The 23,535-nt window shown below is 46.9% G+C and carries 22 protein-coding genes; 9 read left to right on the top strand and 13 right to left on the bottom strand.

The genetic code is table 11. The features are described from left to right. Positions 1–5: 5 nt before the first annotated feature. The 3 genes from BUB37_RS01325 to BUB37_RS01315 all read right to left on the bottom strand — a co-directional run bounded on the left by BUB37_RS01325 (position 6) and on the right by BUB37_RS01315 (position 1,807). Positions 6–350: a HopJ type III effector protein gene (locus BUB37_RS01325; protein WP_072987244.1), complete on the bottom strand. Its 345-nt coding sequence runs from the start codon at positions 348–350 to the stop codon at positions 6–8. Between the two features lie 5 nt (positions 351–355). Continuing rightward, positions 356–1,027, bottom strand: coding sequence for a 16S rRNA (cytidine(1402)-2'-O)-methyltransferase (gene rsmI / locus BUB37_RS01320; RefSeq protein ID WP_072987241.1), 672 nt, complete (start codon positions 1,025–1,027; stop codon positions 356–358). Positions 1,028–1,111: 84 nt separating this feature from the next. Next, on the bottom strand, positions 1,112–1,807 hold the full coding sequence (locus BUB37_RS01315; protein WP_072987238.1) for a hypothetical protein: 696 nt from the start codon (positions 1,805–1,807) through the stop codon (positions 1,112–1,114). A 186-nt stretch (positions 1,808–1,993) separates the two neighbouring features. Here BUB37_RS01315 and BUB37_RS01310 point away from each other — a divergent pair, with 186 nt between their 5' ends. From BUB37_RS01310 to arfB, 7 genes are all read left to right on the top strand, one after another. Then, positions 1,994–2,644 (top strand): thymidine kinase, encoded by a 651-nt coding sequence (locus tag BUB37_RS01310; RefSeq protein ID WP_072987235.1) that lies wholly within the window; start codon positions 1,994–1,996, stop codon positions 2,642–2,644. Continuing rightward, complete coding sequence (gene alr, locus BUB37_RS01305; protein ID WP_072987232.1) at positions 2,631–3,740, top strand: alanine racemase; 1,110 nt, start codon at positions 2,631–2,633, stop codon at positions 3,738–3,740. Before BUB37_RS01310 ends, alr begins: the two co-directional genes overlap by 14 nt. A gap of 83 nt (positions 3,741–3,823) precedes the next feature. Next, positions 3,824–4,237 (top strand): large conductance mechanosensitive channel protein MscL, encoded by a 414-nt coding sequence (mscL, locus tag BUB37_RS01300; RefSeq protein WP_072987229.1) that lies wholly within the window; start codon positions 3,824–3,826, stop codon positions 4,235–4,237. A 209-nt stretch (positions 4,238–4,446) separates the two neighbouring features. Then, positions 4,447–5,436, top strand: a complete 990-nt coding sequence (locus BUB37_RS01295; protein ID WP_072987226.1) for an aspartate-semialdehyde dehydrogenase — start codon at positions 4,447–4,449, stop codon at positions 5,434–5,436. A gap of 96 nt (positions 5,437–5,532) precedes the next feature. Continuing rightward, the gene (locus BUB37_RS01290; RefSeq protein ID WP_072987224.1) at positions 5,533–7,689 is read left to right on the top strand and encodes a prolyl oligopeptidase family serine peptidase; all 2,157 of its coding nucleotides are present in this window, start codon (positions 5,533–5,535) and stop codon (positions 7,687–7,689) included. A gap of 90 nt (positions 7,690–7,779) precedes the next feature. Next, positions 7,780–8,760 (top strand): ABC transporter ATP-binding protein, encoded by a 981-nt coding sequence (locus tag BUB37_RS01285; RefSeq protein WP_072987221.1) that lies wholly within the window; start codon positions 7,780–7,782, stop codon positions 8,758–8,760. 3 nt (positions 8,761–8,763) lie between these two features. After that, positions 8,764–9,168, top strand: a complete 405-nt coding sequence (arfB, locus tag BUB37_RS01280) for an alternative ribosome rescue aminoacyl-tRNA hydrolase ArfB (protein ID WP_072987217.1) — start codon at positions 8,764–8,766, stop codon at positions 9,166–9,168. Positions 9,169–9,224: 56 nt separating this feature from the next. Here the strand turns inward: arfB and BUB37_RS01275 are convergent, their stop codons facing one another. The 3 genes from BUB37_RS01275 to dinB all read right to left on the bottom strand — a co-directional run bounded on the left by BUB37_RS01275 (position 9,225) and on the right by dinB (position 13,916). Beyond that, positions 9,225–11,699 carry a TonB-dependent receptor gene (locus BUB37_RS01275; RefSeq protein ID WP_072987213.1) on the bottom strand — a complete coding sequence of 825 codons (2,475 nt, stop codon included), beginning with the start codon at positions 11,697–11,699 and terminating at the stop codon, positions 9,225–9,227. 75 nt (positions 11,700–11,774) lie between these two features. After that, positions 11,775–12,596 carry an AraC family transcriptional regulator gene (locus BUB37_RS01270; RefSeq protein WP_094766542.1) on the bottom strand — a complete coding sequence of 274 codons (822 nt, stop codon included), beginning with the start codon at positions 12,594–12,596 and terminating at the stop codon, positions 11,775–11,777. Between the two features lie 219 nt (positions 12,597–12,815). Then, positions 12,816–13,916: a DNA polymerase IV gene (dinB, locus tag BUB37_RS01265; RefSeq protein WP_072987211.1), complete on the bottom strand. Its 1,101-nt coding sequence runs from the start codon at positions 13,914–13,916 to the stop codon at positions 12,816–12,818. 28 nt (positions 13,917–13,944) lie between these two features. Between dinB and BUB37_RS01260 the strand changes: the two genes are divergently transcribed. Then, a complete protein-coding gene (locus BUB37_RS01260; RefSeq protein WP_072987208.1) occupies positions 13,945–14,622 on the top strand; it encodes an NAD(P)H-binding protein in 678 nt (225 codons plus the stop codon). Further along, a complete protein-coding gene (locus BUB37_RS01255; RefSeq protein ID WP_072987205.1) occupies positions 14,609–15,076 on the top strand; it encodes a CYTH domain-containing protein in 468 nt (155 codons plus the stop codon). The genes BUB37_RS01260 and BUB37_RS01255 overlap by 14 nt, the downstream gene beginning before the upstream one ends. Before the next feature lies 1 nt (position 15,077). On the opposite strand, the gene BUB37_RS01250 is transcribed toward BUB37_RS01255, so the two are convergent. The 7 genes from BUB37_RS01250 to pheS all read right to left on the bottom strand — a co-directional run bounded on the left by BUB37_RS01250 (position 15,078) and on the right by pheS (position 23,498). Beyond that, on the bottom strand, positions 15,078–15,686 hold the full coding sequence (locus tag BUB37_RS01250; protein WP_047247036.1) for a TetR/AcrR family transcriptional regulator: 609 nt from the start codon (positions 15,684–15,686) through the stop codon (positions 15,078–15,080). A gap of 11 nt (positions 15,687–15,697) precedes the next feature. Next, the gene (locus tag BUB37_RS01245) at positions 15,698–17,101 is read right to left on the bottom strand and encodes a TolC family protein (RefSeq protein WP_072987202.1); all 1,404 of its coding nucleotides are present in this window, start codon (positions 17,099–17,101) and stop codon (positions 15,698–15,700) included. Positions 17,102–17,108: 7 nt separating this feature from the next. Continuing rightward, positions 17,109–20,258 carry an efflux RND transporter permease subunit gene (locus BUB37_RS01240; RefSeq protein WP_072987199.1) on the bottom strand — a complete coding sequence of 1,050 codons (3,150 nt, stop codon included), beginning with the start codon at positions 20,256–20,258 and terminating at the stop codon, positions 17,109–17,111. A gap of 40 nt (positions 20,259–20,298) precedes the next feature. Continuing rightward, the gene (locus BUB37_RS01235) at positions 20,299–21,384 is read right to left on the bottom strand and encodes an efflux RND transporter periplasmic adaptor subunit (protein ID WP_072987196.1); all 1,086 of its coding nucleotides are present in this window, start codon (positions 21,382–21,384) and stop codon (positions 20,299–20,301) included. A 99-nt stretch (positions 21,385–21,483) separates the two neighbouring features. Further along, positions 21,484–21,966 carry a GbsR/MarR family transcriptional regulator gene (locus tag BUB37_RS01230; protein ID WP_072987193.1) on the bottom strand — a complete coding sequence of 161 codons (483 nt, stop codon included), beginning with the start codon at positions 21,964–21,966 and terminating at the stop codon, positions 21,484–21,486. A 105-nt stretch (positions 21,967–22,071) separates the two neighbouring features. Further along, the gene (locus tag BUB37_RS01225) at positions 22,072–22,467 is read right to left on the bottom strand and encodes a hypothetical protein (RefSeq protein WP_072987190.1); all 396 of its coding nucleotides are present in this window, start codon (positions 22,465–22,467) and stop codon (positions 22,072–22,074) included. 11 nt (positions 22,468–22,478) lie between these two features. After that, on the bottom strand, positions 22,479–23,498 hold the full coding sequence (pheS, locus tag BUB37_RS01220) for a phenylalanine--tRNA ligase subunit alpha (RefSeq protein WP_072987187.1): 1,020 nt from the start codon (positions 23,496–23,498) through the stop codon (positions 22,479–22,481). Between the last annotated feature and the right edge of the window lie 37 nt (positions 23,499–23,535).

Here is a 23,535-nt window from a genome sequence, read left to right as displayed (position 1 = left end):
GGGCCTTATTTTTTGGTCAAAGGGGGCCGCTCAAAGCTAAGGCCTTCAAACCCCGAGGCCATAAAGTTCCGGATGTTTTGGTGCCCTTTGCCGTGAGGGTCTTTCAGTACGTCTTCAAAGTAATGGCTTCCGAAGCAGGCCAAGGTCTCCTCCTTGTTCAGGCCTTGGTCTTTCGCAAAGGCGAAAAGTTGGCACGAACCTGAATTTTCCCCGGCCGCGTTTTTGAGCTTCCCGTTGGTAAATGCCGTAGGTCGAAAATCGTAATTGTTATCAATGACCGATAGGGTTTCCTTAAATTCGATGGAGGTGGGCGCTTCCCTTAACCTCCTTAAAAAGGCATTCAATTCCATGGCTCTTATTTCTTTCCTTCTACAATCAAGACTATTTCGCCTTTGGGCGGTTTTTTGGTATAGTGGCCGATTATTTGTTCCAGGGTTCCCCTTACGGTTTCTTCGTAAAGCTTGGTCAACTCCCTGGAAACCGAAGCCTGTCTGTCGCTTCCAAAATACTCCGCGAATTGGGCCAAGGTTTTGAGCAGTTTGTAGGGCGACTCGTAAAAGATCATGGTGCGGGGTTCCCCGGCCAACAGCTTAAGGCGGGTCTGTCGTCCTTTTTTAGGAGGGAGAAAACCTTCGAAAACAAACCTGTCGTTGGGTAGGGCGCTGTTTACCAGGGCCGGAACAAAGGCCGTGGCACCGGGAAGGCATTCGACGGCCACGTTTTTTTCGACACAGGCCCGGGTCAACAAAAAGCCGGGGTCCGATATGGCCGGCGTGCCCGCATCGGAAATAAGCGCCATTGTCTCCCCTCCCATCATCCGCTTTGCCAAGGCATCTACCGTTTTGTGCTCGTTGTGCATATGGTGGCTTTGCATGGGGGTAGAAATATCGAAATGCTGTAAAAGCTTGCCGCTGGTACGGGTATCTTCGGCCAATATCAGGTCGACTTCCCTTAAAACACGAATGGCGCGCAAGGTCATGTCCTCTAAATTGCCTATTGGGGTAGGCACCAAATATAATTTTCCCATGCGCTTGCGTTTTTTGGCAATATTAACGAAAAAGACCGGCTTCCCATAGGGGAGGCGCGGTCTTAATCCTGTTTTTTTGCGGGCCTATGAAAACCTTCGCTCTATCAGCTGCATAAAGCGCTCCACGTATTCCTCTTTTCCCGACCAATTGTTGTAATCGGGTTTGACCATGTTTTCGATAAAGGCAACGGAACGCTCGTAACTGTCAATGGTGTTTAATTGTGATAGTACCCGGTTGTAATCTTCGGTACTATTGTTAAACAGGTGTTTTACAAAGGCCAAACGGTTGTTGAGGTCTACCTTGATTTCCTTGGCCGAAAGCCGGTCGTTCAACGATTTGGGCGTGGTTTCCTTTGCGGGGGGCGTCTCCTTTTGGGGCATAAATAGCTCCTTGTCGTTTTTTATATAGTCGGGCTTGGCCAAAAAATCGGCCAATACCTCGTCTACCGGGGCCTCGGGAGTGTTCGGCATTTCGGAGACCATGTCCTTGATGGTGTCTATCCCGGGAATAATGATGTCTTCCTCATGCGGGTTGCTCTCGGGTACGGAGGCGTTTGCGCTCAACACGGCCGTGGCCATTTTTTCAAACTTTTCGGCAAACAGGTTTTTTGAGACATCGATCTCTATATCGTGCAACTTTTCTTCAATAAACTTGAGCACGGCCAATTTTTCATAAAGGTCTTTGGCGGCATTGTACAACTCGTCCAGGTCGTTCATGTCACGCGATGTAATGATATCCGTGGACAATCGTATGAGGTCTTCCTTCAGTTTTTTCTTCATCGGTCAATTTTTTTATGCTGCACTTTGGGCGGTCAATATTGCCAAAGTTGCTAACTTTAAGGTTTGGACTTGTCCCACACATTTTTCACCCTAAATTTGCAACGGCAATAAGGTACTTGAGCAAGTGCTGTATTAAACAGTATTAATAGGAACGAAAAAGCGTGTATTTTCGTCTAAAATTACAAAATGTTTCTCGAAAACACTGTTAATCATAAAGAACAATTCGGCTGGATCGAGGTCATCTGCGGATCCATGTTCTCAGGTAAGACCGAAGAACTTATCAGGCGCTTGAAGCGGGCCCAATTTGCCAAGCAAAAGGTAGAGATCTTCAAGCCAACGGTCGATATCAGGTACGATGAGGATATGGTCGTATCGCACGATGCCAACGAAATACCCTCCACCCCGGTACCGGCAGCGGCCAATATCCGGATTTTGGGCGATACCTGTGATGTGGTCGGTATTGACGAGGCCCAGTTTTTTGACGATGAAATTGTTACGGTCTGCAACGATTTGGCCAACAAAGGGGTTCGAGTGGTGGTTGCCGGACTTGACATGGATTTTAAGGGCAATCCCTTCGGGCCGATGCCTGCCCTGATGGCCACGGCCGAATACGTGACCAAGGTCCATGCCATATGTACCCGAACGGGCAATTTGGCCCATTACAGCTACCGGAAATCGAGCAACGACAACTTGGTGCTTTTAGGTGAAACGGAAGAATACGAGCCGTTGAGCAGGGCGGCATTTTACAAGGCCATGCTCAAGGAACGGGTAAGGCATATCGAAGTGGAGGGGGAAGAATTAAAGGCTAAAGGGAAAGATTCGGATGTCAAAGGCTAAAGAGACCGTTCTAGAAATAGACCTAGGGGCGCTCGCCCACAATTATGCCTATTTGAAGGCAAAATTAAAACCGGATACCAAATTTATGGGGGTGGTAAAGGCATTCGCCTACGGAAGCGATTCCGTGGCAATAGCCAAAAAGCTGCAAGACCTGGGCGTCGATTATTTGGCGGTTGCCTATGTAAAGGAAGGCGTTGTACTGAGAAAAGCGGGCATTACCGTGCCTATTTTGGTTTTACACCCCCTACCGGCCAGCTTCAAAAAGCTGATAAAGCACGATTTGGAACCCAGTATCTATTCTGAAAAAATACTCCTCGATTTTTTGCGTGCGGCCGAAGAACAGGGCCTGGGCAACTACCCGGTACACCTTAAGTTCAATACGGGCCTAAATCGATTGGGCTTTAGGGAAGACGAGGTAGAACACGTCTGTAACTTGGTAAAAGGCCGAAAGGAAATTCGGGTCGAATCGGTGTTCTCCCATCTGGCGGCATCGGAAGACTTGAACGAAGCTTTTTTTACTAAGTCACAGATCGCGGCCTATGAACGAATTACGGGGATGCTCGATAAGGGTCTGGGGTCCAAGCCCCTGCGACATCTGTTGAATACCTCCGGAATCATCAATTATCCCATGGCCCAGTACGATATGGTACGCAGTGGAATTGGACTGTATGGTTACGGAAACGAGGCCGCCATCGATAAGGAACTTCGGCCGGTAGCCAGGCTCAAAACCATCATTTCACAGATCAACAGGATACCGGCGGGCGAAACCGTGGGGTACAACAGGAAGTTTACCTCGCAGGGTCCTATAGTTTCGGCCACCCTGCCCGTCGGGCATGCCGATGGTATTGGTAGACCTTATGGCAAAGGAAAGGGCTATGTGGTCATCAATGAAAAAAGGGCCTACATATTGGGCAACGTATGTATGGATATGATCATGGTAGATGTAACCGACATCGATTGCAAGGCCGGTGACGAAGTAATCGTCTTCGGCGGCGAGTCCAGTGCCGAAACCTTGGCAAATCATGCGGGAACCATTTCCTATGAGCTGCTAACGGGCATCTCGCAACGCGTAAAGAGGGTCGTACTGGACGAATAAAGTTATTTAACATTTTCTTGGCAACCGTTTTTTTTACTACATTGCGCCAGCTATAAATATTAATCACCTAAAAACACAAAACCATGTGGAAAGAATTTAAGAATTTTATTATGACCGGTAACGTGATCGATTTGGCGGTCGCGGTTATTTTGGCTGGCGCCGTAGGCCTTGTCGTTAGCGGTTTCGTCAACGATATTATGATGCCTATTGTTGGGTATTTTGCCGGTGGAATGGATTTTGCCGATATGAAGGTAGTACTTTCAGAAGCCGTGGTGGCCGCTGACGGCACGGTCGAAACACCCGAAAGTGCCATTCGTTACGGTGCTTGGATCAATTCGATCATCAACTTGATCATTGTTGGTTTCGTATTGTTTATGATCGTTAGGGCATACAACAAGGTACGTAAGCCTGAGCCAGAGGCAGAACCGGCCCCTGCAGGTCCTACTGCCGAGGAACTTCTTGCTGAAATTCGCGATGAATTAAAGAAGAAAAACTAAACGGAATTGCCCCTTCGGTTGAAGAAGGGCTACCGCTACACAACAAAAAATTAATAAAGCCGCCAATGGAATAGCTCAATTTCATTGGCGGTTCTTTTTTTACAATATGTTATTTTTATAACAATTTGTTATATTTTAATTATCCCGTACGAATTTGCTTGTCCACTCTTAAAGGTTGCTGTACATTTGCGGCACAAAATTTATAAAACATGATAGTAGCGGTTGTAGGAGCCACCGGAATGGTCGGCGAGGTTATGTTAAAGGTGTTGGCAGAGCGCAATTTCCCGATTACAGAGCTGCTTTTGGTAGCATCGGAGCGATCTGTTGGTAAAAAACTGGAGTACAAGGGACAGGAATATTCGGTTATAAGTCTGGCCGAAGCCGTCGCAAAAAAGCCCCATATTGCCATTTTTTCGGCGGGAGGCGATACCTCATTGGAATGGGCCCCCAAGTTTGCCGAGGCGGGTACGACGGTCGTGGACAACTCCTCTGCATGGCGGATGGACCCGACCAAAAAACTGGTCGTTCCCGAGATAAACGCCGATGTGCTTACCCGCGAAGACAAGATCATAGCCAATCCGAATTGTTCGACCATTCAACTGGTCATGGCATTGGCCCCCTTGCATAGAAAATATAAGATGAAAAGGGTGCTGGTTTCCACATACCAATCGGTATCGGGGACGGGAGTCAAAGCGGTCAGGCAATTGGAGAACGAGATGGCGGGTATCGATGGAGAAATGGCCTACCCCTATCCCATCAATAGAAACGCCTTGCCCCATTGCGATGTGTTTTTAGAAAACGGCTATACCAAGGAAGAGATGAAATTGGCGCGTGAACCCCAAAAAATATTGGACGATAGGTCGTTTTCCGTCAGTGCCACCGCCGTGCGCATTCCTACCGCGGGCGGTCATTCCGAATCGGTGAACGTGGAGTTCGAGAACGATTTTGAATTGGGCGATGTCCGAAGAATACTTAACGACACCCCTGGCGTCACGGTGCAGGACAACCCGGATACCAATACCTATCCCATGCCCATCTACGCCCATAATAAGGATGAGGTCTTTGTCGGTCGGATCCGTAGGGACGAGACCCAAAGAAATACCCTGAACATGTGGATCGTTGCCGACAACCTTCGAAAAGGGGCAGCTACGAATGCGGTGCAAATTGCCGAGTATTTGGTAGCCAATAAGTTGGTGTAAGGCGACTGCCGTTCTAAAATTTAGTTAAAACCTGTGCATTGCCCCTATTGTACAGGTTTTTTTATGGTATTTTTGGTCGGTTAGAATGAAATCGGCATGAAAAAAACGGTCTTGATTACCGCATTTCTAAGTTTGTTGTTCTCTTGTAAAAGCGAAACCCGAAAAAATAAGATTGAAGTGACATACCCCACTACCGCCAGAGTAGATACCGTAGATAACTATTTTGGAACAGAGGTCAAAGATCCCTACCGTTGGTTGGAAGATGACCGAAGCAAGGAAACGGAGGCCTGGGTCGAGGCCCAGAACCGGGTTACTTTCGATTATTTGAACACAATACCGTTTCGCAACGACCTTAAGCAACGCTTGGAAGACCTTTGGAACTATGAGAAACTGGGCGCCCCGTTCAAAGAGGGGGGCTACACCTATTTTTATAAGAACGATGGCCTACAAGACCAGTATGTGGTCTACCGGAAAAAGGACGAAGGCGAAGCCGAGGTGTTCTTGGACCCGAATACCTTTTCGGAAGACGGTACCACCTCCTTGGCCGGATTGAGCTTTACCAAAGACGGCTCGCTGGCGGCTTACTTGATTTCGGAAGGGGGCAGCGACTGGCGAAAAGCCATCGTCATCGATACCGAGACCAAGCAAGTGGTTGAAGACACCCTGACCGATATCAAGTTCAGCGGAATATCGTGGAAGGGAAACGAAGGCTTCTATTATTCGAGCTACGACAAGCCTGAGGGCAGCGAACTTTCGGCCAAGACCGACCAACACAAGGTCTATTTTCACCGACTGGGTACGCCCCAAAAAGAAGACCGATTGGTATATGGGGGGCGGCCCGGGGAAAAACACCGCTATGTGGGCGCTTCGGTTACCGAAGACCAACGCTACTTGGTACTGTCGGCCTCGGTTTCCACTTCGGGAAACAAACTCTTTATTCAAGATTTGGAAGATCCCAATGGAATGTTGGTTCCTATTGTAAACGACACCGAATCGGACAATTACATTATCGAAAATGTAGGCACAAGACTTTATATCGTTACCAATAGAAATGCTCCGAACAAAAAGGTCGTTACGGTAGATGTGTCCGATCCTTCCCCTGAAAACTGGGAAGATCTTATTCCGGAAAAGGAAAACGTACTTTCCCCCAGTACCGGGGGCGGATACTTTTTTGCCAACTATATGGTCGATGCCATTAGCAAGGTCTTTCAGTACGATTATGAAGGCAACTTGGTACGGGAGGTGAAACTACCGGGGGTGGGAAGCGCCGGTGGGTTTGGAGGCAAAAAGGAGGAAAAGGAATTCTATTTTTCCTTCACCAATTACATTGTGCCCGGCTCATCGTTCAAGTACGATGTCGAGACAGGGGCGTACGAGCCCTACTGGACCCCCGATATCGACTTTAATCCCGGGGATTACGAGAGCAACCAAGTGTTTTTTACATCGAAGGACGGCACCAAGATCCCCATGATCATTACCCATAAAAAAGGGCTGCAACGAACCGGGAAGAACCCCACGATCTTATACGGTTACGGGGGCTTCAACATCAGCCTTACCCCATCGTTCAGTATCGTCAACGCGGTTTGGCTCGAGCAGGGGGGCGTCTACGCGGTTCCCAACCTAAGGGGGGGCGGGGAATACGGCAAGGAATGGCATAAGGCGGGCATAAAGACCAAAAAGCAGAACGTATTCGACGATTTTATCGCGGCCGCCGAATTTTTGATAGACGAAGGGTATACTTCGTCGGACTATCTGGCAATCAGGGGGGGGAGCAATGGAGGCCTTCTCGTGGGAGCCACCATGACCCAGCGTCCCGATTTGATGAAGGTGGCCTTGCCCGCCGTAGGGGTGTTGGATATGCTTAGGTACCATACCTTTACCGCAGGTGCGGGCTGGGCCTACGATTATGGTACATCCGAAGACAGCAAAGAAATGTTCGAGTACCTCAAGGGCTACTCACCCCTGCACAATGTAAGGGAAGGCGTAAATTACCCGGCCACCTTGATAACCACGGGCGACCACGACGACCGCGTGGTTCCCGCACACAGTTTTAAGTTTGCCGCCGAACTGCAGTCAAAACAGGCGGGCGACAACCCCGTACTGATCCGTATCGAAACCAATGCAGGGCATGGCGCGGGCACCCCTGTGAGCAAGACCATCGATCAATATGCCGATATCTTTGGTTTTACGCTTTACAATATGGGGTTTGACCGACTGCCCAACCAAGCGGTCGTAAAGAAGTTCAAAGATTGATGCGATTGCGCCCTAAAGATTCATTATAATACCATAAACTCCGTTTTTGTTTTAAGACGGGGTTTTCCATTTGCCCCTAACAATTTACGTATGTTACAAGTAGACCATGTATCTTTCTCCTATGAAGACGGAGTGACCGTTTTGGAGAATATCAACCTACGGATCGCCAAGGGCGAACATATATCCATTATTGGTGAAAGTGGTTGTGGTAAGAGCACCCTGTTGAAGATCATATACGGGCTTCTCGATATTGAAGTGGGAGAGGTCTATTGGGACGATACACAAGTTTTGGGCCCGCTTTACAATTTGGTGCCGGGCGAATCGTACATGAAATACCTGGCCCAAGACCTCGATTTGATGCCCTATACGACGGTAAGGGAGAACATTTCGGAATTTTTGTCCGTCTTTGAACGCGAACGTTCCGAGGAAAGAATCGACGAACTTCTCGAACTGATCGAAATGACCGATCAAGCCGATACCAAGGTGCGCTATCTTAGCGGGGGGCAACAACAGCGGGTCGCTTTGGCCCGGGCCTTGGCACAAGAACCCAAAGTGTTGTTGTTGGACGAACCTTTTAGCCATATCGACAATTTTAGAAAGAACAACCTGCGCCGAAATATCTTCGGATATCTGAGAAGGCAAAAGGTTACCGTGATAACGGCTACCCACGACCCTATGGACATGCTTCCGTTCGCCGACCGGGTGGTGGTACTCAAAGACAAGTTCATTATCGCCAAAGACACCCCCAAGAACCTTTATGAGCGGCCGCAGGACCTTTATATCGCTTCCTTGTTCGGAGAGGCCAACCGGATTCCCATTAACATTCTTAAATCGTACGCCGATACCAAAAGAAGGATCATTGTTTATGCCCACGAATTCAAGGTTTCCCAGAAATCCGGATTAGAGGTGGTCGTAAAGGGCTCTTACTATATGGGCGGGTATTTTATGATCGGGGGAATCTACGAAGGCCACGACATTTATTTTCATCACCATCAGCCTTTGGAGGTGGGCAAGGTGGTTTTTCTCAATATTTCCATAGATACCATCAACCAACGTTTGGCAACGCCTTGATCGATGGATAGGGACCACGTCATACAGGAACTACAGTTCAAGGCCGTTCGGAGCAGCGGGGCAGGTGGTCAGCATGTCAATAAGGTCGCTACCAAGGTGGAACTGGCGTTTGATGTGGCCGAATCGGCTGCGCTTTCCGAAGCGGAAAAAGAACGGATTTTCGACAAATTGGCCAACAGGATCAACAAAGATCATGTATTGCAACTGCAATGCGATGATAGCCGGAGCCAATCGAAAAACAAGGCCTTGGCCATCGAAAGGTTTCTCGAACTCCTTGAAAAGGCCCTAAAAAGAAAAAAGAAACGCAGAAAGACGAAACCTTCCAGGTCGTCTATCGAAAAACGGCTAAAGTCTAAGAAAAACCAAGCCCTGAAAAAGGCGAACAGGGGAAAGCCCCGAATCGATTGAAACGCTCCGGGGCCCTTCGCCACGGGAATACCGTAGCGCAACATCAACTCTCTTTATCAGAACTCCTGCTTACCGAACTCACTGTCGATGAATTTTGACCTGTTTTTGTTCTTATTGAAATTGTAGGATAGGTTCAACAATACCATATCCACTTCGTACACATAATTCGTGGTGGTGTAGAACTCGCCCTCGCGATAGGTGGTAATGCGCTGTTCGTTCGTGTCGAACAAGCCCATATCTATGTTCTGCCATTGCAAGGTGGCCGTTAGACGGTTGTCGAGGAAGGATTTTTTAAAGGTAAGATTGGGCGAATAGAAGCGCGAATCTTCCCCTTGTGCCGTAATGCGCTCCGATAGATAGTTAAAGGTAAACTGCAAGGAAGCGGTTTCACTAAAATCGTAGGTGCTGTTGGCATTGACCGAATACATAATGGCATCGCTATCGACCGGCCGGCCGTCAAATTCACCATCGATGGAATAGTTGTACAGGTTGGCCCCGATAAAGTTCGACCAGTTTTTGGTGGGCTTCAATTGGGTTCCTATTTCGAGTCCGATCGATCGGGCCTTGCCTACATTGGAGTAGATCCGGTTTAAAATGGTATCGTTGTAGATGGTGTTTACCCGGTTCACCAAATTTTTGGTGTCGCGGTAATAGGCCGTTGCAAAAATCGAATTTCCACCGTCGAAGTTTTTACTGATACCCACTTCCAACAAGTCGATGAACTCGGGTTTTAGGGTGGGGTCTCCCTGTTCCAGGGTCTCGGAGTGCTCGCGTTCGGGAAAAGGGTTCATTTTAAAGGTCGTGGTGCGTTCTACCCTTTTACTATAGGCGGCCTTGAGTTTTGTGTTGTTCTCGAAGGTGTATTGGACAGATGCCGAAGGAAAGGGCTTGACATAGTCGTAGGCATAGGTGGTATCGATAAGGCCCTGCTTATCGCGAAGATCAAGCTCGCGGTCCATGGCCTCTAAGCGAAGGCCGGCCGCGTATTCCCACTTGTCCTTGGATCCGGTAAGTTGGGCATAGCCCGAATGAATGCTTCTCTGCAGGTCTACTTCACTTGAAAATTCGGGGACAAGCTCAAAAACGCCCCCTGTGGTATCGTCTTTTCGTTCGTATACGAAATCGCCCGTATGGTCGAGATTTCGATATTGGTAGCCGGTTTCGAGCTGGCCGAAGGCAAAGGGTTTCCAGGCATAGTCGATAGACAGGCGAATACCGTTAAGCGGGTTGTCGTTGGTATTGTACTCTTGTTGGTAAACGATACTTCTATCGGGTTCGCCCAAGTTGTCACTTTCCGTTGGTCCGCCCAATAAGGTATATTCGTATAAAAAGGAGGTCGATAGCTTTGAGGTGTTGTCGAATGTATGGGCATAGTCAAAGCTTCCCAGTACAAAATCGCTCTTTCGTGTCCTGAGGTTATGATTGTAATACTGAAAGGTATAAAAGCGTTCCCCTCCCACTGACGGGCTTATTCCGTGGTTATCGTAGTAAACGATATCCGCCAAGCGGTCTTTCTTTCTTTTGCCTCCGTAAAAGCCCAGGGAATAGGAGTTCTTGTCGTTAGGGGCGTAATCTACGGTAAACCGGCCGCTGTAATTGATTTCGTCGAAGCTGCGTTCGCCGGTGGAGGGGAATTGTGTCAAGGTATCGTTTATGATGGTATACACATCGCCCTCACGCCGTCCGCCGAGGTCGTTGCGTTGGTAACTGGCCCCCATCGAAATGTTCCAGTCCCCCTTGCGGATATTATAGGTGGCATCCGCCCCATAGCGCTGGTGTACCTTATCGTTACCGTAGGTTTCAAGGGAGGGAAGGCCTCCTTTTAGGTTCACTTGGGCAAAGGTACCGTCGGCGGCACCTTTTTGGGTAATGATGTTCATAATGCCCGCTTTGCCCTCGGGATCGTATTTGGCCGAGGGTGCGGTAATCACCTCCACCCGCTCTATGGCATTGGCCGGAAGCTGGTTCAAAAGGTTCGACGCATTGCCCTGCACCGGGTTTCCGTTGAGCAGTACCACAAATCCCTTGCTGCCGCGAACACTGATCTCGCCTTGTCCGTCAACGCTAACCGAAGGTATGTTCTTGATAATGTCGGTGGCGCTGCCCCCAAGGCTGTTTTGAAATTTTTTGGTATCGAAGACCTGTCGGTCTATCTTGTTGATGACCGTGGCACGTTCGCCCTTTACCACTACCTCTTCGAGTTGGGTTCCACCCATGGTCAAGGCTATGGTGCCCAGGTCGACCCCGTTTCTGTTTTGGACTACTATATCTTTGACGGTCTTGGTTTCGAAGCCGATAAAAGAAGCTTCGAGGTAGTAGGTGCCGTTCTTGACGTTTTCAATGGCAAATAAACCGTTCAGGTCGGTAATGACCCCGGTAACCAGTTCGCCGTTTTCTTGGTCGAAGAGGGCCGCTGTGGCATATTCCAGGGGATAATCGTTCTCTCCGTCCGTTATTTTACCAGTAATTTGGGCGGATACAGATAAAGGAAGTAGGGTAATTAGGAAAAATAAAAAAGGGTACAGCTTCATAATCAATAGGTTTGGTATTAAAGAGGTGTCGAAATTACCCCGTACCCCTATTGAATTATGGTCTGTTTGAAAAAGTTAAGGTACGATCGCTGCTTTTTTGAACTGAAGTGGCGTTTGTCCTCCGTGCCGCTTAAAATATTTTACGAAGTGCGACACATCGGTAAAGTCAAAGGCATAGGCAATTTCCGTAACCGAAAGGTCGGTATAGAGCAGTAACCGCTTGGCTTCTTTTATGATATGTTCGGCAATGACGGTAGAAGCCGTCTTATCGTGTTTTCTTTTGCAAAGGGCATTCAGGTTCTGCGAGGTGGTGTTCAACCTTTCGGCGTAATAGGCCACGTCGTTTTTCAATTTGTTCCCCAAGAGTTCATCGAAGCGCTGTTCGAGGTCGTTGGCGGTCAGGGTTTCATCGATGGTAACGTAGCTCAATATTTTTGAGAATAGGGCTTTTAATACACCTTCCACCAATATGTCCCTGCTCGTGCAGTTTTCCTTTATCTCCTTCGAAGCAATTTCGAGAAGGGCTTGTACCGTGGGGTCCTTGTCCGGATGAAGCACCCGTATGTTCGCCAGCTGTTTTAGTTGGAGGTTGATATGCTTGTCCAGCGTTTTTTCCAAGAACCCTTCCTTAATAATGATGACAAAGCCTTCCGGAAGGGTATCTATTTCCCAGTGGTGCACTTCGTCCCTATTTATGATAAAAACTACGGGAGGTGTTATGGGGTAGGCCGTTTCGTCCATGTAGTGCATGCCGCTTCCTGCGCTAAAGTATACGAGCTCCATATACTTGTTGTGCCGGTGCGGCTTGGTATAGCGCTTGTTGACATCAAAGGCTTCGATCTTGATATCGGCCAGGGCGGATATTTTGGAATAGGTCTTGATTTTGTTTCGTAGCAATCGTTCGGGTTTTAACTTGGCCGCGCCCAAAGGGATAACCGAGGGACGTTTCCAATGTATTATGCTTTAGGATAGAATAAAGATAGTGGATCGAAGGGCAAATTCGGGACTCGAACAAGCTTCGAATGGCTAAAAATACTGACACAAAGTACTTAAATTGTAGCACTTTCCGGTAAACATCTAAAATACCTTTAAATCTTCGCCCAATAGCCCCACATCCTAAAAATCAAATTTCAACTGTACCGAAACGGTCTCCTTTTTTTGGGTTTTTGTGTCTTTTTCGGTGTTGAGGTTGGCCAGGGAAATGCCCAGCAAGCGCACCGAATTTTGCAGTTTTTCTTGGTATAGAAGCTCCTTTGCGGTTTCGAGGATCAATTCTTTTTCGGCAATATAGTAGGGCAGGGTCTTGCTTCGTGTATTCAGGGTAAAGTCGCTGTACTTTATTTTAAGGGTTACCGTTTTTCCGGCAGTCTTCGATTTTTTTAGGCGTCGTTCCAATTCCGATGCAATGTGGTCCAGCCGTTCCAGCATAAAGATTTCGCTGCTCAGGTTTTCGCTGAAGGTGCGCTCGGCCCCTACCGATTTGGGAATGCGGTGCGGTTTTACGGGACTGGTGTGTATGCCCCTGACCACATGGTAATAGTAACGGCCACTTTTGCCAAAGTGTTCTTCTAAAAACTGTTCTGTTTTTTGTTTTAGGTCCTTGCCCGTAAAAATGCCCAGTTTGTACATTTTTTCAGCGGTCACCTTTCCCACGCCATAAAATTTTCTGATTTCCAAGTCCTCCAGAAATTGCAGAACCTCCTCTGGGTTTACGGTCTTTTGTCCGTTGGGCTTGTTCACGTCGCTGGCCACTTTGGCGATAAATTTGTTGATGCTGATACCTGCCGAGGCATTCAGGCCCGTGGTATCGAAAATCCTTTGGCGTATTTCTTGGGCGATCAAAGTGGCCGAGGGGTTCCCCTTTTTGTTCACCGTTACATCTAGATAGGCCTCGTCCAGTGATAGGGGCTCTACCAGATCGGTATACTCGTAGAATATGTTTCTGATTTGATGTGATATTTCTCGGTAACGATCAAAACGGGGTTTTACGAAAATGAGTTCGGGGCAATTGCGTTGGGCGATAACACTGCTCATGGCACTCCTGACCCCAAATTTTCGTGCTTCGTAACTGGCGGCGGCCACCACGCCGCGCTTTGAGCTTCCTCCAACGGCAATGGGCTTTCCGCGCAGTTCCGGATGGTCTAGCTGCTCAACCGATGCGTAGAAGGCATCCATGTCTACATGAATGATCTTTCGTCTTGGAAAATCGTTGGACATGCTGTAAAATTAAGGTATATTTAGTTGGATGGAAACACAAAGAAAAACGGCGATAGTGCTTGGGGCGACCGGGTTGACAGGGGGTATTTTATTACGGCTTTTGTTACAGGACGATCGCTATGAAAAGATAAAATTGTTCTCCCGTTCAAGCACGGGCCTTGTAGATAAAAAGATAGAGGAGCATTTGGGCAATTTGATGCAATTGGAACAATTTGAAGCCGATTTTACCGGTGATGAGGTGTTCTGTTGCATCGGTACCACCAAGTCGAAAACACCACAAAAAGAAATGTACCGCAAGATTGATTACGGTATTCCCGTAGCGGCAGCCAAGCTCTGTGCCCAAAATGGTATTTCGGGTTTCTTGGTGATATCTTCAATGGGTGCCAATGCCAAGAGCCGCGTTTTTTACAATCGTTTAAAGGGTGAAATGGAAGAAGCGGTACTCCGTGAAGACCTAAAGAACACCTATATCTTTAGACCTTCGTTGATAGGGGGCAAACGTGAAGAAAAACGTTTGGGCGAATGGGTGTTCAAACAACTCATGAAAGGTGTAAATTTGGTCTTGGCCGGCCCCTTGGAGAAATATCGCTCCATAGACCCGGAGACCATAGCAAAGGCTATGGTGATTGTAGCGAATAGAGGGTATTCCAGGTCTATAATTGAATCGGATAAAATACATCAAATAGCATCAGGTGATAGAGATTGAACGTAAATTTTTGGTTACCTCCCCAGCGTATCAAGAACAGGCCACTTCGAAAGAGCGAATAGTTCAAGGCTTTTTGAATACGCATCCGGAGCGAACGGTTAGGGTCAGGATCAAGGCAGATTCTGGTTTTTTAACCGTAAAGGGAAAATCGAACGATGCCGGAACCATACGGTTTGAATGGGAAAAGGAGATTCCAATATTCGATGCCGAACAGTTATTGCTTATTTGTGAACCAGGCGTTATCGATAAGGTGCGCTATAATGTACCCGTGGGGCAACATATTTTTGAAGTAGACGAGTTTTATGGCGACAATGAAGGCTTGGTCGTGGCCGAAGTGGAACTACGGGAAGAGGAAGAAAATTTTAAAAAACCGGAATGGTTGGGGAAAGAGGTAACGGGCGAAGTAAGATACTACAATTCGCAATTGGGTAAAAAACCGTTTAAATCGTGGTAGCCTACAATTGAAAGGCCGAGTCGTTTTGGTCTAGATAGCTTTTGGTGGATATACCCCTTAAATTATTGATTATGATGTGGTTCAAGAGCTCTTCGGGAGTAAATTTTTCGTAGAAGTTCTTGTTTTCGGCGTGCACAATGTATTCCATACGATTGTAATAAAGTTCATAGGTAAGGTCAATATTGACGTCTTTTCTGATCTGGCCTTTCTCCTGCCCACTTAAAAGCAGGTCCTTCACAAGAACGGAAACCTCTTTTTCGCGAAAATCATTGAACACACGGTAGACATTGGGATAGTATTTTTTTAGGCTTCGCAAAAAATTGGGACTGAAAGATTTAAAGGTATCCAACCCTATCCTGTAAATACCTATTACAGCTCGGATAGGGTCAGATTTTTCCTTTTCTACACAGTCGTTTATTTCAGACCTTAACTTGTTCATAAGAGCCGCCAAACTTTCCTGAATAATCTCTTCCTTGCCCTTAAAGTTCTCGTATATCGTTTTTTTTGATATACCGAGCTCTTGGGCCAGGTCGTCCAGCGTAAAGCGCTTGCTTCCAAATATTGCAAACTTCGAAAGGGCAAATTCCAAAAAGCGGTCCTTGTTGAACATAGGTCGTTATATTAGTGCCATCCACCACCTAGGGAACGGTATAACTCTACTGTAGCAGACAATTGGGCAAGCTTGTTGCTGACCAGGTTAAGTTCTGCGTTCAATGAGTTTTCCCTTGCGGTCAACAGGTCCAAATAGGTTAAGTATCCACTGTTTAATAGTTCTTCCGAGTTCGATTCGGCCCTTTTTAGGGCGACCACTTGTTTGGTCACATAAGCTTCTTTTTCAACGGCCGTATTATATTCGTTCAAAGCATCCGAAACCTCTTTTCCTGCGGTAAGCAGGGTCTTTTTAAAGGTAAGGAGCGCCTGCTCTTGCTGGGCCTTTGCCACTTCGTAAGCGGTTCTGACCTTTCGGCCGTTCAAAATGGGCTGCGTAAGGCCGCCGACGAGGTTGGCGAAAATAGAACTGCTGTCGATCCAATTATCGATCTCCAGACTTTGAAAACCGCCTTGGGCCGAAAGGGTAATGGACGGATAGAAGTTGCTTCTTGCCACATTGGTGAGTTCAAAACTGTTTACCAATCCGAATTCGGCCTGCATAATATCGGGTCGGTTGCGCAACAATAAGGCAGGTACCCCAAGTTGCATATCGCTGGCCAGCTCTTGGTCGTCAAGGGAACCACGGGTATAGGTCTGTGGTTGCTCTCCCAAAAGAATACTCAAGGTCGTCTCTGTCTTAAAAAGCGAGTTTTTAAGGTCTAACAACTGGCTTTGGGCACTGTACAACTGTGCGGCCGTTTGGTCTACACCGACTTGGTTCGCCTGCCCTGCCTCTTTCAGGGCGGTAATGGTCTCCAAGCTCCTCATACGGTTTTCAATGGTCTCCTCGGTTACGGCAATTTGCTTGTCCAGGGCCAACAACTGATAGTATGTGGTAGCTATTTGTGCCACCAAACTGGTTTTAACGGCTTTGTGGGCCGCAACGGTCTGCAGGTAACTGGCGTCGCTTGCCCGTTTGGTACTTCTTATCTTCCCCCAGATATCGGCCTCCCAAGAAAGGGTTCCCGAGGTCTCGAATTGGTTATAGGGTTGAGAGAAGATACTACCGAACTGACCGTTTTCACTGGTTCTTGCGGTTCTGGTAGCACTTGCCGCACCGTTAATGGTAGGCAGGTAACCTGCTTTCCCCTGTTTTACATAGGCCTCTGCCGCTGCGATGTTCTGCAGGGCAATACGGATGTCGAGGTTGTTTTCCAATCCTTTTTCGATATAACCTTTCAGATAGGGATCGGTAAAAAGGTCTTTGTATGACACCGAGGCAAAAGAGATACTGTCTTGGGGCAGTTGGTCGGTACGGTACAGGTTTTCGGTCTCGACCTGGGGCCGCTCATAGGTCTTGGCCGTAAAGCAAGATTCCAACAAGAGCGGAAGCATGGCCACCAACAAGAATTTATTTATAGCTGATTTCTTCATGATTTCTCTAGTTCTTTATTTCTTCGATTGTTTCTTGGGGAGCACCGCTCACCTTTTCTTGAATGGATTGGAAAATAACGTACAATGCCGGTATAACGAAGACACCGAACACGGTACCGATCAACATGCCCCCAACGGCACTCATACCTATAGATCGGTTACCAACGGCACCGATACCCGATGATAGGGCCAATGGCAATAGACCGAGGATAAAGGCGAAAGACGTCATTAATATAGGTCTAAGTCGCGCTTTTGCACCGTCAATGGCCGAGTCGATGATAGACATGCCGTGTTTTCTACGCTGCAAGGCAAATTCTACGATAAGAATGGCGTTTTTGGAAAGCAGACCGATCAACATGATCAAGGCGATCTGGAAGTAAATGTTGTTTTCAAGTCCTGCCAGGTTGATAAATCCGATAGCCCCGGCAATACCAATGGGTAGCGACAGTATGATCGACAAGGGCAATATGTACGATTCGTACTGGGCGCTTAGCAAGAAATAAACGAATATCAAACTCAACAGGAAGATGAGTACGGTTTGGCTACCTGCACTGTTTTCCTCTTTGGTAAGCCCGGAATATTCATAGGTGTAATTGGTGGGCAATACCTGGGCGGCAACTTCTTCGATGGCCTTAATGGCATCACCTGTAGAATAACCGGGGTTCATGGCACCGTTGATCTTTACCGAGCTCAACAGGTTGAACCTACTTACCACCTCCGGACCGTAAATTTTCTTTAAGGATACGAATTGCGATACGGCTACCGATTCGCCATTGCCGTTGGTTACAAAAATATGGTTCAACGAATTTTCGTCGGCCCTGTCTTCGGGTTTGGCTTGGATCATGACACGGTATTGCTTACCGAACTTGTTAAAGTCGGTTGTGTACAATCCACCATAATATCCTTGCATGGCGTTGAAAATATCGGTAACGGCCAATCCGGCCGATTTTATTTTTTCGATATCGACCTGCAATTCGTATTGCGGGAAATTCGGATTGAACGACGTGATGGCGTATTGCACCTCTGGTCTTGCGTTCAATGCGGCCAAGAATTCGTTTGTGGTTTGGCCTATGGTCAGCCAATCGTCGGCATCCTTACTCTGTAGGTTAAGTTCAAAACCTGCAGAGTTTCCGAAACCTCGAACACTGGGCGGGGCGATAAAGATAATATTGGCCTCTTTAATGGCCGATGCCTTGGCAAATAGGGTTTTAATGGTCGCACCTACCGAAAGGGAATCGGCTTTGCGATCATCAAAGTCCTGTAGTTTGATTACCGAAAAGGCGTATGAGCCACCGTTTACCCCGTTCAAGAAACTTCTACCGGCAATGTTCATCCTAGATTTGATAACATCCATGGATTGGTAGATCGAATCCAATTTCTTAACCGTTTCCTGGGTTTTTTCCAAAGTGGTACCCGGAGCCAATGATACGTCGGTAAAGATAATACCTTGATCTTCGTTCGGTATAAAACCGGTTGGTGTAGACCTAAAAAGGGCTACGGCGATGGCAGAAAAGACAACCAAGGATAAAACCGTCAACCATTTTTTGTTTGAAAAGAACTTTACCGAACCGATATATTTATCCGTCATCGCATCAAATGCCGTATTGAATGCGGTGAAGAAACGTTTCGAAAGTCCCTTTTTCTTATGTTCTTCCGACGGGTTGTGGGGTTTAAGGAAAAGTGCTGCCAAGGCAGGACTCAGGGTTAAGGCGTTTACCGCGGAAATAAGAATGGCAATGGCCAGGGTAATACCGAATTGTTGGTAGAACACACCCGAAGAACCACTGATAAAGGATACGGGGATAAATACCGCCGACATAACCAAGGTAATGGATATAATGGCTCCGGATATTTCCGACATGGCCGACTTGGTGGCCGTTTTGGCGTTTTCCGCACCTTCTTCCATTTTGGCATGTACCGCTTCTACCACCACAATGGCATCATCTACCACAATACCAATGGCCAAGATCATGGCAAAAAGGGTCAACATGTTGATGGAGTACCCAAATAGCGAGAGGAAGAAGAAGGTACCGATAATGGCCACCGGCACGGCAATCGCAGGTATCAGGGTAGACCTAAAATCCTGTAGGAACAGGAACACGACGACAAATACCAGCAAGAAGGCCTCGATAAGGGTCTGTACCACATGATCGATAGAGGCATCCAAGAAGTCTTTGGTGTTGTACGGGATTACATAATCGATTCCCTTTGGAAAATCCTTCTTACTTTCTTGTAGGATATCTTGGATGGCGTCGATGATCTGGTTGGCGTTCGAACCCGAGGTCTGAAAGATACCCACGGCGGTACCGGGTTTTCCCATACCTTCGTTCAGGGTACTGTAACTGTAGGCGCCCATTTCAATTTCGGCCACATCACCAAGACGTAAATATTGTCCGTTATCCTGTGCTTTGATGATGATGTTCCCATATTCGGCCTCTTCGGAAAGACGGCCCTTGTATTTAAGTACGTATTCGTAAATACCATCGGCATTTTCACCGATCTTACCTGTGGCCGCCTCAAGGTTTTGCTCGCGCAATGCCGCTTGAATATCGGATGGCATCAGTTTATAGGCCGCCATTTTTTCGGGGTTCAACCAAATACGCATCGAGTAATCCTTGGCACCGAACACGGTAACGTTTCCTACCCCTTCGATACGTTGCAACTTGGGCACCAAATTGATTCGGGCATAGTTTTCGACAAAGGTGGCGTCGTAGTTTTCGTTCTCCGAAAATAGGGAGAAGAACATTAGGGCACTTGTCTGTGCCTTTTGGGTAGTTACCCCGGTGTTTATTACGGCCTCTGGCAGTACGCTATTGGCGCGGGCCACCCTGTTCTGAACGTTTACGGCGGCAATATCGGGGTCGGTACCCAGTTTGAAGAATACGTTTATATTGGCTGATCCGTCATTACTGGCGGTAGAAGTCATGTACAACATGCCTTCGACACCATTGATCTGCTCCTCCAACGGGGTAACAACACTATTGAGCACCGTTTCGGCGTTTGCACCGGTATAGGTAGCTGAAACCTGTACCGTAGGCGGTGCAATTTCAGGATACTGTTCAACGGGCAGGGAGGTCAGTCCTAAAATACCCAGAATGGCAATAATGATCGATATCACCGTAGATAGTACGGGACGATCTATAAATTTTTGAAACATTGTTCTCTATTTATGGATTATGGAATGTATGTAGTGGTTGTTATTGGACAGGGTTTATGGTCATTCCGTCCCTTAATTTGGTCACTCCCTCAAGAACGATTTTGGTTCCTTCCTCAATTCCCTTTTCCACGATAAACCCTTTTTGGGTGTTCGCCACTATGTTTATGGGCATTGTAGTAATGGTATTGTCGTCTTTTAGTACATAGACCAGTTTTTTGCCTTGAAGGTCTATGGTGGCCTCCTGTGGAATTTCATAGGCACCTCCATAAACAACCGGCATCTTGATCTTACCGGTACTACCACTGCTTAGCAAATTGTTTTTGTTCTTAAAATCGGCCCTCGCCGTTACACTTCCTGTAGTGCCGTTGATTATGGAGTTGATCATGGCTATTTTTCCGGGTTCGGGATATTCTTGGCCATTGATCATAACCAGGGTTACCTCGGGGGCATTTTTAAGGTCAATACCGTTGTTCTCGTTTTTTGGCAAGGATTCCTTTAGGGCCAGAAGCTCTTTTTCGTTCAATGAAAAATAGGCACGTACCTCGCTCACATCCGATACCGTAGTTAATGGTTGGGTCATATTTGAGCTTACCAAAGCTCCTGTTTTATAGGGAATCTCGCCAATGTAACCGTCTACCGGACTGGTAATTCGCGAATAGCCAATGTTGGATACAATACTCTCATAATTGGCCTTGGCCTGGGCGAGTTGTGCTTTCGCCGTTTCCAGTTGTACCTCACTGATGATGTTTTTTTCAACGAGGGGCTTAAGTTTATCTACCTCTACTTGGGCGACGTTTACCGCTGCTTTGGCAGCGTTGGCATCTTGGTTAAGGGTTTGGGTCTCCAATTTAAAAAGCAATTGTCCTTTTTTAATTTTCTGCCCTTCCTCAACATATACTTCTTGTATAAAGCCGCTTACTTTTGGCCATATTTCAACATTCTGCTTACCTTCTAGGGTCGTGGCAAATTCATTATATATAGTGATGTCTTTCTTTTGCAGTTCACCGACCTTTAAACTTGGTGGCGGGGGTGCAGCGGCGCCTGCCTGCTTTTCGGGGGTGGTTCCAAAACAGGAACTTAAAAGAAGACCTGCACTTAATAGTCCTATGATTGATAATTTCTTCATTTTGTAGGTGGATGTTTGTATGTGGTTAATAATATGAACGTGTTAAGGTTTTGTTAATTCTGAATGTTCGGAAATAAACGAACTATAAAGACAAAAAAATTATTCCTGTATATTCTTTAAATCTTCAATAGCCTTTCTATATATTGCTTTTGTATCTTCTACGCATTTCATGTATATCTTCTTCTTTTCTTTGTTGGCTTCGTGTTTTTTAGGGTTATGGACTATGTTATAGCTTTCAACTTTCTTTATCATTTCCGACTCTTTTTCCAGTTTTTTGAGCACTGCATTCAGTTTTCCGATAAAAAAAGCGTCTTTATTGGCAATCTTGAAATATCTTTTTCTGTCTCCCGACTTGGTAAAATATTTAATAAAATCCATTTGCAACAGTAAGTTAAGCGATGTGGAAACCGAGCTTTTACTGGCACATTGTTTTGTTAGGCAATCTTCAAAAGTAAGTCCGTCCTCCTCTGTAATGACCAAATTCGCGAAAATTCTTGCAGCCAACGGAGGCAGGGAATATTCCGATTCAAAATGAACCCCTAGCTCTTCTATTAATTGCTGTTTAGCTTCTTCTTTGTTCATACCTATAAAAATTGAAGGGACAAAGGTACAGTTAGTTCGGAAAGAAACAAACCAAAAGAACTTAAAATTCGATAATAAGTGCTAATTTTTTGTTAAAGAACGGGCTCAATTGGGTAGGATACCCTCCTTATCGATCAGGGGTATAGGCGCTAAGGCTTGTTCGGAAATACTGTATTTGGGAAACAGAAACCGTTTTTCATATAGTTTTCCATCGGCAAAAAAGGTAACGAAAAACTCATTGTCAAGGGCTAGGACCTCTTCGGTCAAGAGTTCGATCTTTACAAAAGACTTGGCCGCAATGTCGCCCAGGCCGTGGCGCATGGTAGAGGTCTTGCGATCTGAATCGAAGCCTTTCGATACCACGATGGTCATTTCTATCGGATCCCTACGGTTGTTCAAGATGTAGGCGTTCCAGTCTTTGGAAAGGAATTCATCGTTCCATTCCCGTATAATGGCGACATGAACGTCTTTGGCAATTGGTATCTCTATGTCTTTTTTCACTTCTACAGCGGTTAAAGCGCACTCTTGAACTGTTCTAAAAAGCGAACATCGTTCTCACTCAACAAGCGAATATCCGATATTTGGTGCAACAGTAGGGCGATACGGTCGATGCCCATTCCGAAGGCAAAACCGGAGTATTTTTTGGAATCGATGCCACAGTTGTCGAGAACGTTGGGGTCGACCATGCCGCAACCCATGATTTCCAACCAGCCGGTACCCTTGGTCATCTTATAGTCGGTTTCGGTTTCAAGTCCCCAATACACATCGACTTCGGCACTGGGTTCGGTAAACGGGAAATACGACGGACGCAGCCTGATCTTCGATTTGCCAAAGAGCTCTTGGGTGAAGAACTGCAAGGTCTGTTTTAGATCGGCAAACGAGACATCTTCGTCGATATACAGGCCTTCGACCTGGTGAAAGAAGCAGTGCGACCGTGCCGAAATGGCCTCGTTTCGATACACGCGGCCCGGGGAGATGGTACGGATCGGGGGTTGGTTGTTTTCCATGTAGCGCACTTGCACCGACGAAGTGTGGGTGCGCAGCAATATATCGGGGTCGGTCTGTATGAAAAAAGTATCCTGCATATCCCGCGCGGGGTGGTATTCAGGCAGGTTGAGGGCCGTAAAATTGTGCCAATCATCCTCTATTTCCGGCCCTTCCGATACATTGAACCCAATTCTTGAAAAGATTTCGATGATTTGGTTCTTGACAATGGAAATCGGATGGCGGGCACCGAGTTCAAGTGCCTCGCCCGGGCGGGTAAGGTCTCCGTAGACGCCGGCTTCTTCACTGGTGTTCTCCAACTCGGCCTTTAATGCGTTCACCTTTTCGGTAGCCGCCGATTTTAATTGGTTTATGGTTTGGCCGAATTCTTTTTTGAGTTCATTGGGAACGTTCTTGAACTCGGCAAAAAACTCGTTCAACAATCCCTTTTTTCCCAAATATTTGATTCTAAAAGCCTCAACTGCTTCCTTGTTGTCGGCAGTAAACTTTTCAACTTCGGCGATATGCTTTTTTAACGTTTCGATCATGGTTTTGGCTAATGGCGCAAATTTAAGACATTTTACC

Source organism: Pseudozobellia thermophila (genome assembly GCF_900141855.1).
In the GTDB taxonomy this organism is placed as follows: domain Bacteria; phylum Bacteroidota; class Bacteroidia; order Flavobacteriales; family Flavobacteriaceae; genus Pseudozobellia; species Pseudozobellia thermophila.
This window is presented reverse-complemented; position numbering and strand designations above follow the sequence as displayed.

Bases quoted from the DNA above. Each gene is read 5' to 3' on its own strand.
- BUB37_RS01325 (WP_072987244.1), bottom strand. From the start codon at position 350: ATGGAATTGAATGCCTTTTTAAGGAGGTTAAGGGAAGCGCCCACCTCC.
- rsmI (WP_072987241.1), bottom strand. From the start codon at position 1,027: ATGGGAAAATTATATTTGGTGCCTACCCCAATAGGCAATTTAGAGGAC.
- BUB37_RS01315 (WP_072987238.1), bottom strand. From the start codon at position 1,807: ATGAAGAAAAAACTGAAGGAAGACCTCATACGATTGTCCACGGATATC.
- BUB37_RS01310 (WP_072987235.1), top strand. From the start codon at position 1,994: ATGTTTCTCGAAAACACTGTTAATCATAAAGAACAATTCGGCTGGATC.
- alr (WP_072987232.1), top strand. From the start codon at position 2,631: ATGTCAAAGGCTAAAGAGACCGTTCTAGAAATAGACCTAGGGGCGCTC.
- mscL (WP_072987229.1), top strand. From the start codon at position 3,824: ATGTGGAAAGAATTTAAGAATTTTATTATGACCGGTAACGTGATCGAT.
- BUB37_RS01295 (WP_072987226.1), top strand. From the start codon at position 4,447: ATGATAGTAGCGGTTGTAGGAGCCACCGGAATGGTCGGCGAGGTTATG.
- BUB37_RS01290 (WP_072987224.1), top strand. From the start codon at position 5,533: ATGAAAAAAACGGTCTTGATTACCGCATTTCTAAGTTTGTTGTTCTCT.
- BUB37_RS01285 (WP_072987221.1), top strand. From the start codon at position 7,780: ATGTTACAAGTAGACCATGTATCTTTCTCCTATGAAGACGGAGTGACC.
- arfB (WP_072987217.1), top strand. From the start codon at position 8,764: ATGGATAGGGACCACGTCATACAGGAACTACAGTTCAAGGCCGTTCGG.
- BUB37_RS01275 (WP_072987213.1), bottom strand. From the start codon at position 11,699: ATGAAGCTGTACCCTTTTTTATTTTTCCTAATTACCCTACTTCCTTTA.
- dinB (WP_072987211.1), bottom strand. From the start codon at position 13,916: ATGTCCAACGATTTTCCAAGACGAAAGATCATTCATGTAGACATGGAT.
- BUB37_RS01260 (WP_072987208.1), top strand. From the start codon at position 13,945: ATGGAAACACAAAGAAAAACGGCGATAGTGCTTGGGGCGACCGGGTTG.
- BUB37_RS01250 (WP_047247036.1), bottom strand. From the start codon at position 15,686: ATGTTCAACAAGGACCGCTTTTTGGAATTTGCCCTTTCGAAGTTTGCA.
- BUB37_RS01245 (WP_072987202.1), bottom strand. From the start codon at position 17,101: ATGAAGAAATCAGCTATAAATAAATTCTTGTTGGTGGCCATGCTTCCG.
- BUB37_RS01240 (WP_072987199.1), bottom strand. From the start codon at position 20,258: ATGTTTCAAAAATTTATAGATCGTCCCGTACTATCTACGGTGATATCG.
- BUB37_RS01235 (WP_072987196.1), bottom strand. From the start codon at position 21,384: ATGAAGAAATTATCAATCATAGGACTATTAAGTGCAGGTCTTCTTTTA.
- BUB37_RS01230 (WP_072987193.1), bottom strand. From the start codon at position 21,966: ATGAACAAAGAAGAAGCTAAACAGCAATTAATAGAAGAGCTAGGGGTT.
- pheS (WP_072987187.1), bottom strand. From the start codon at position 23,498: ATGATCGAAACGTTAAAAAAGCATATCGCCGAAGTTGAAAAGTTTACT.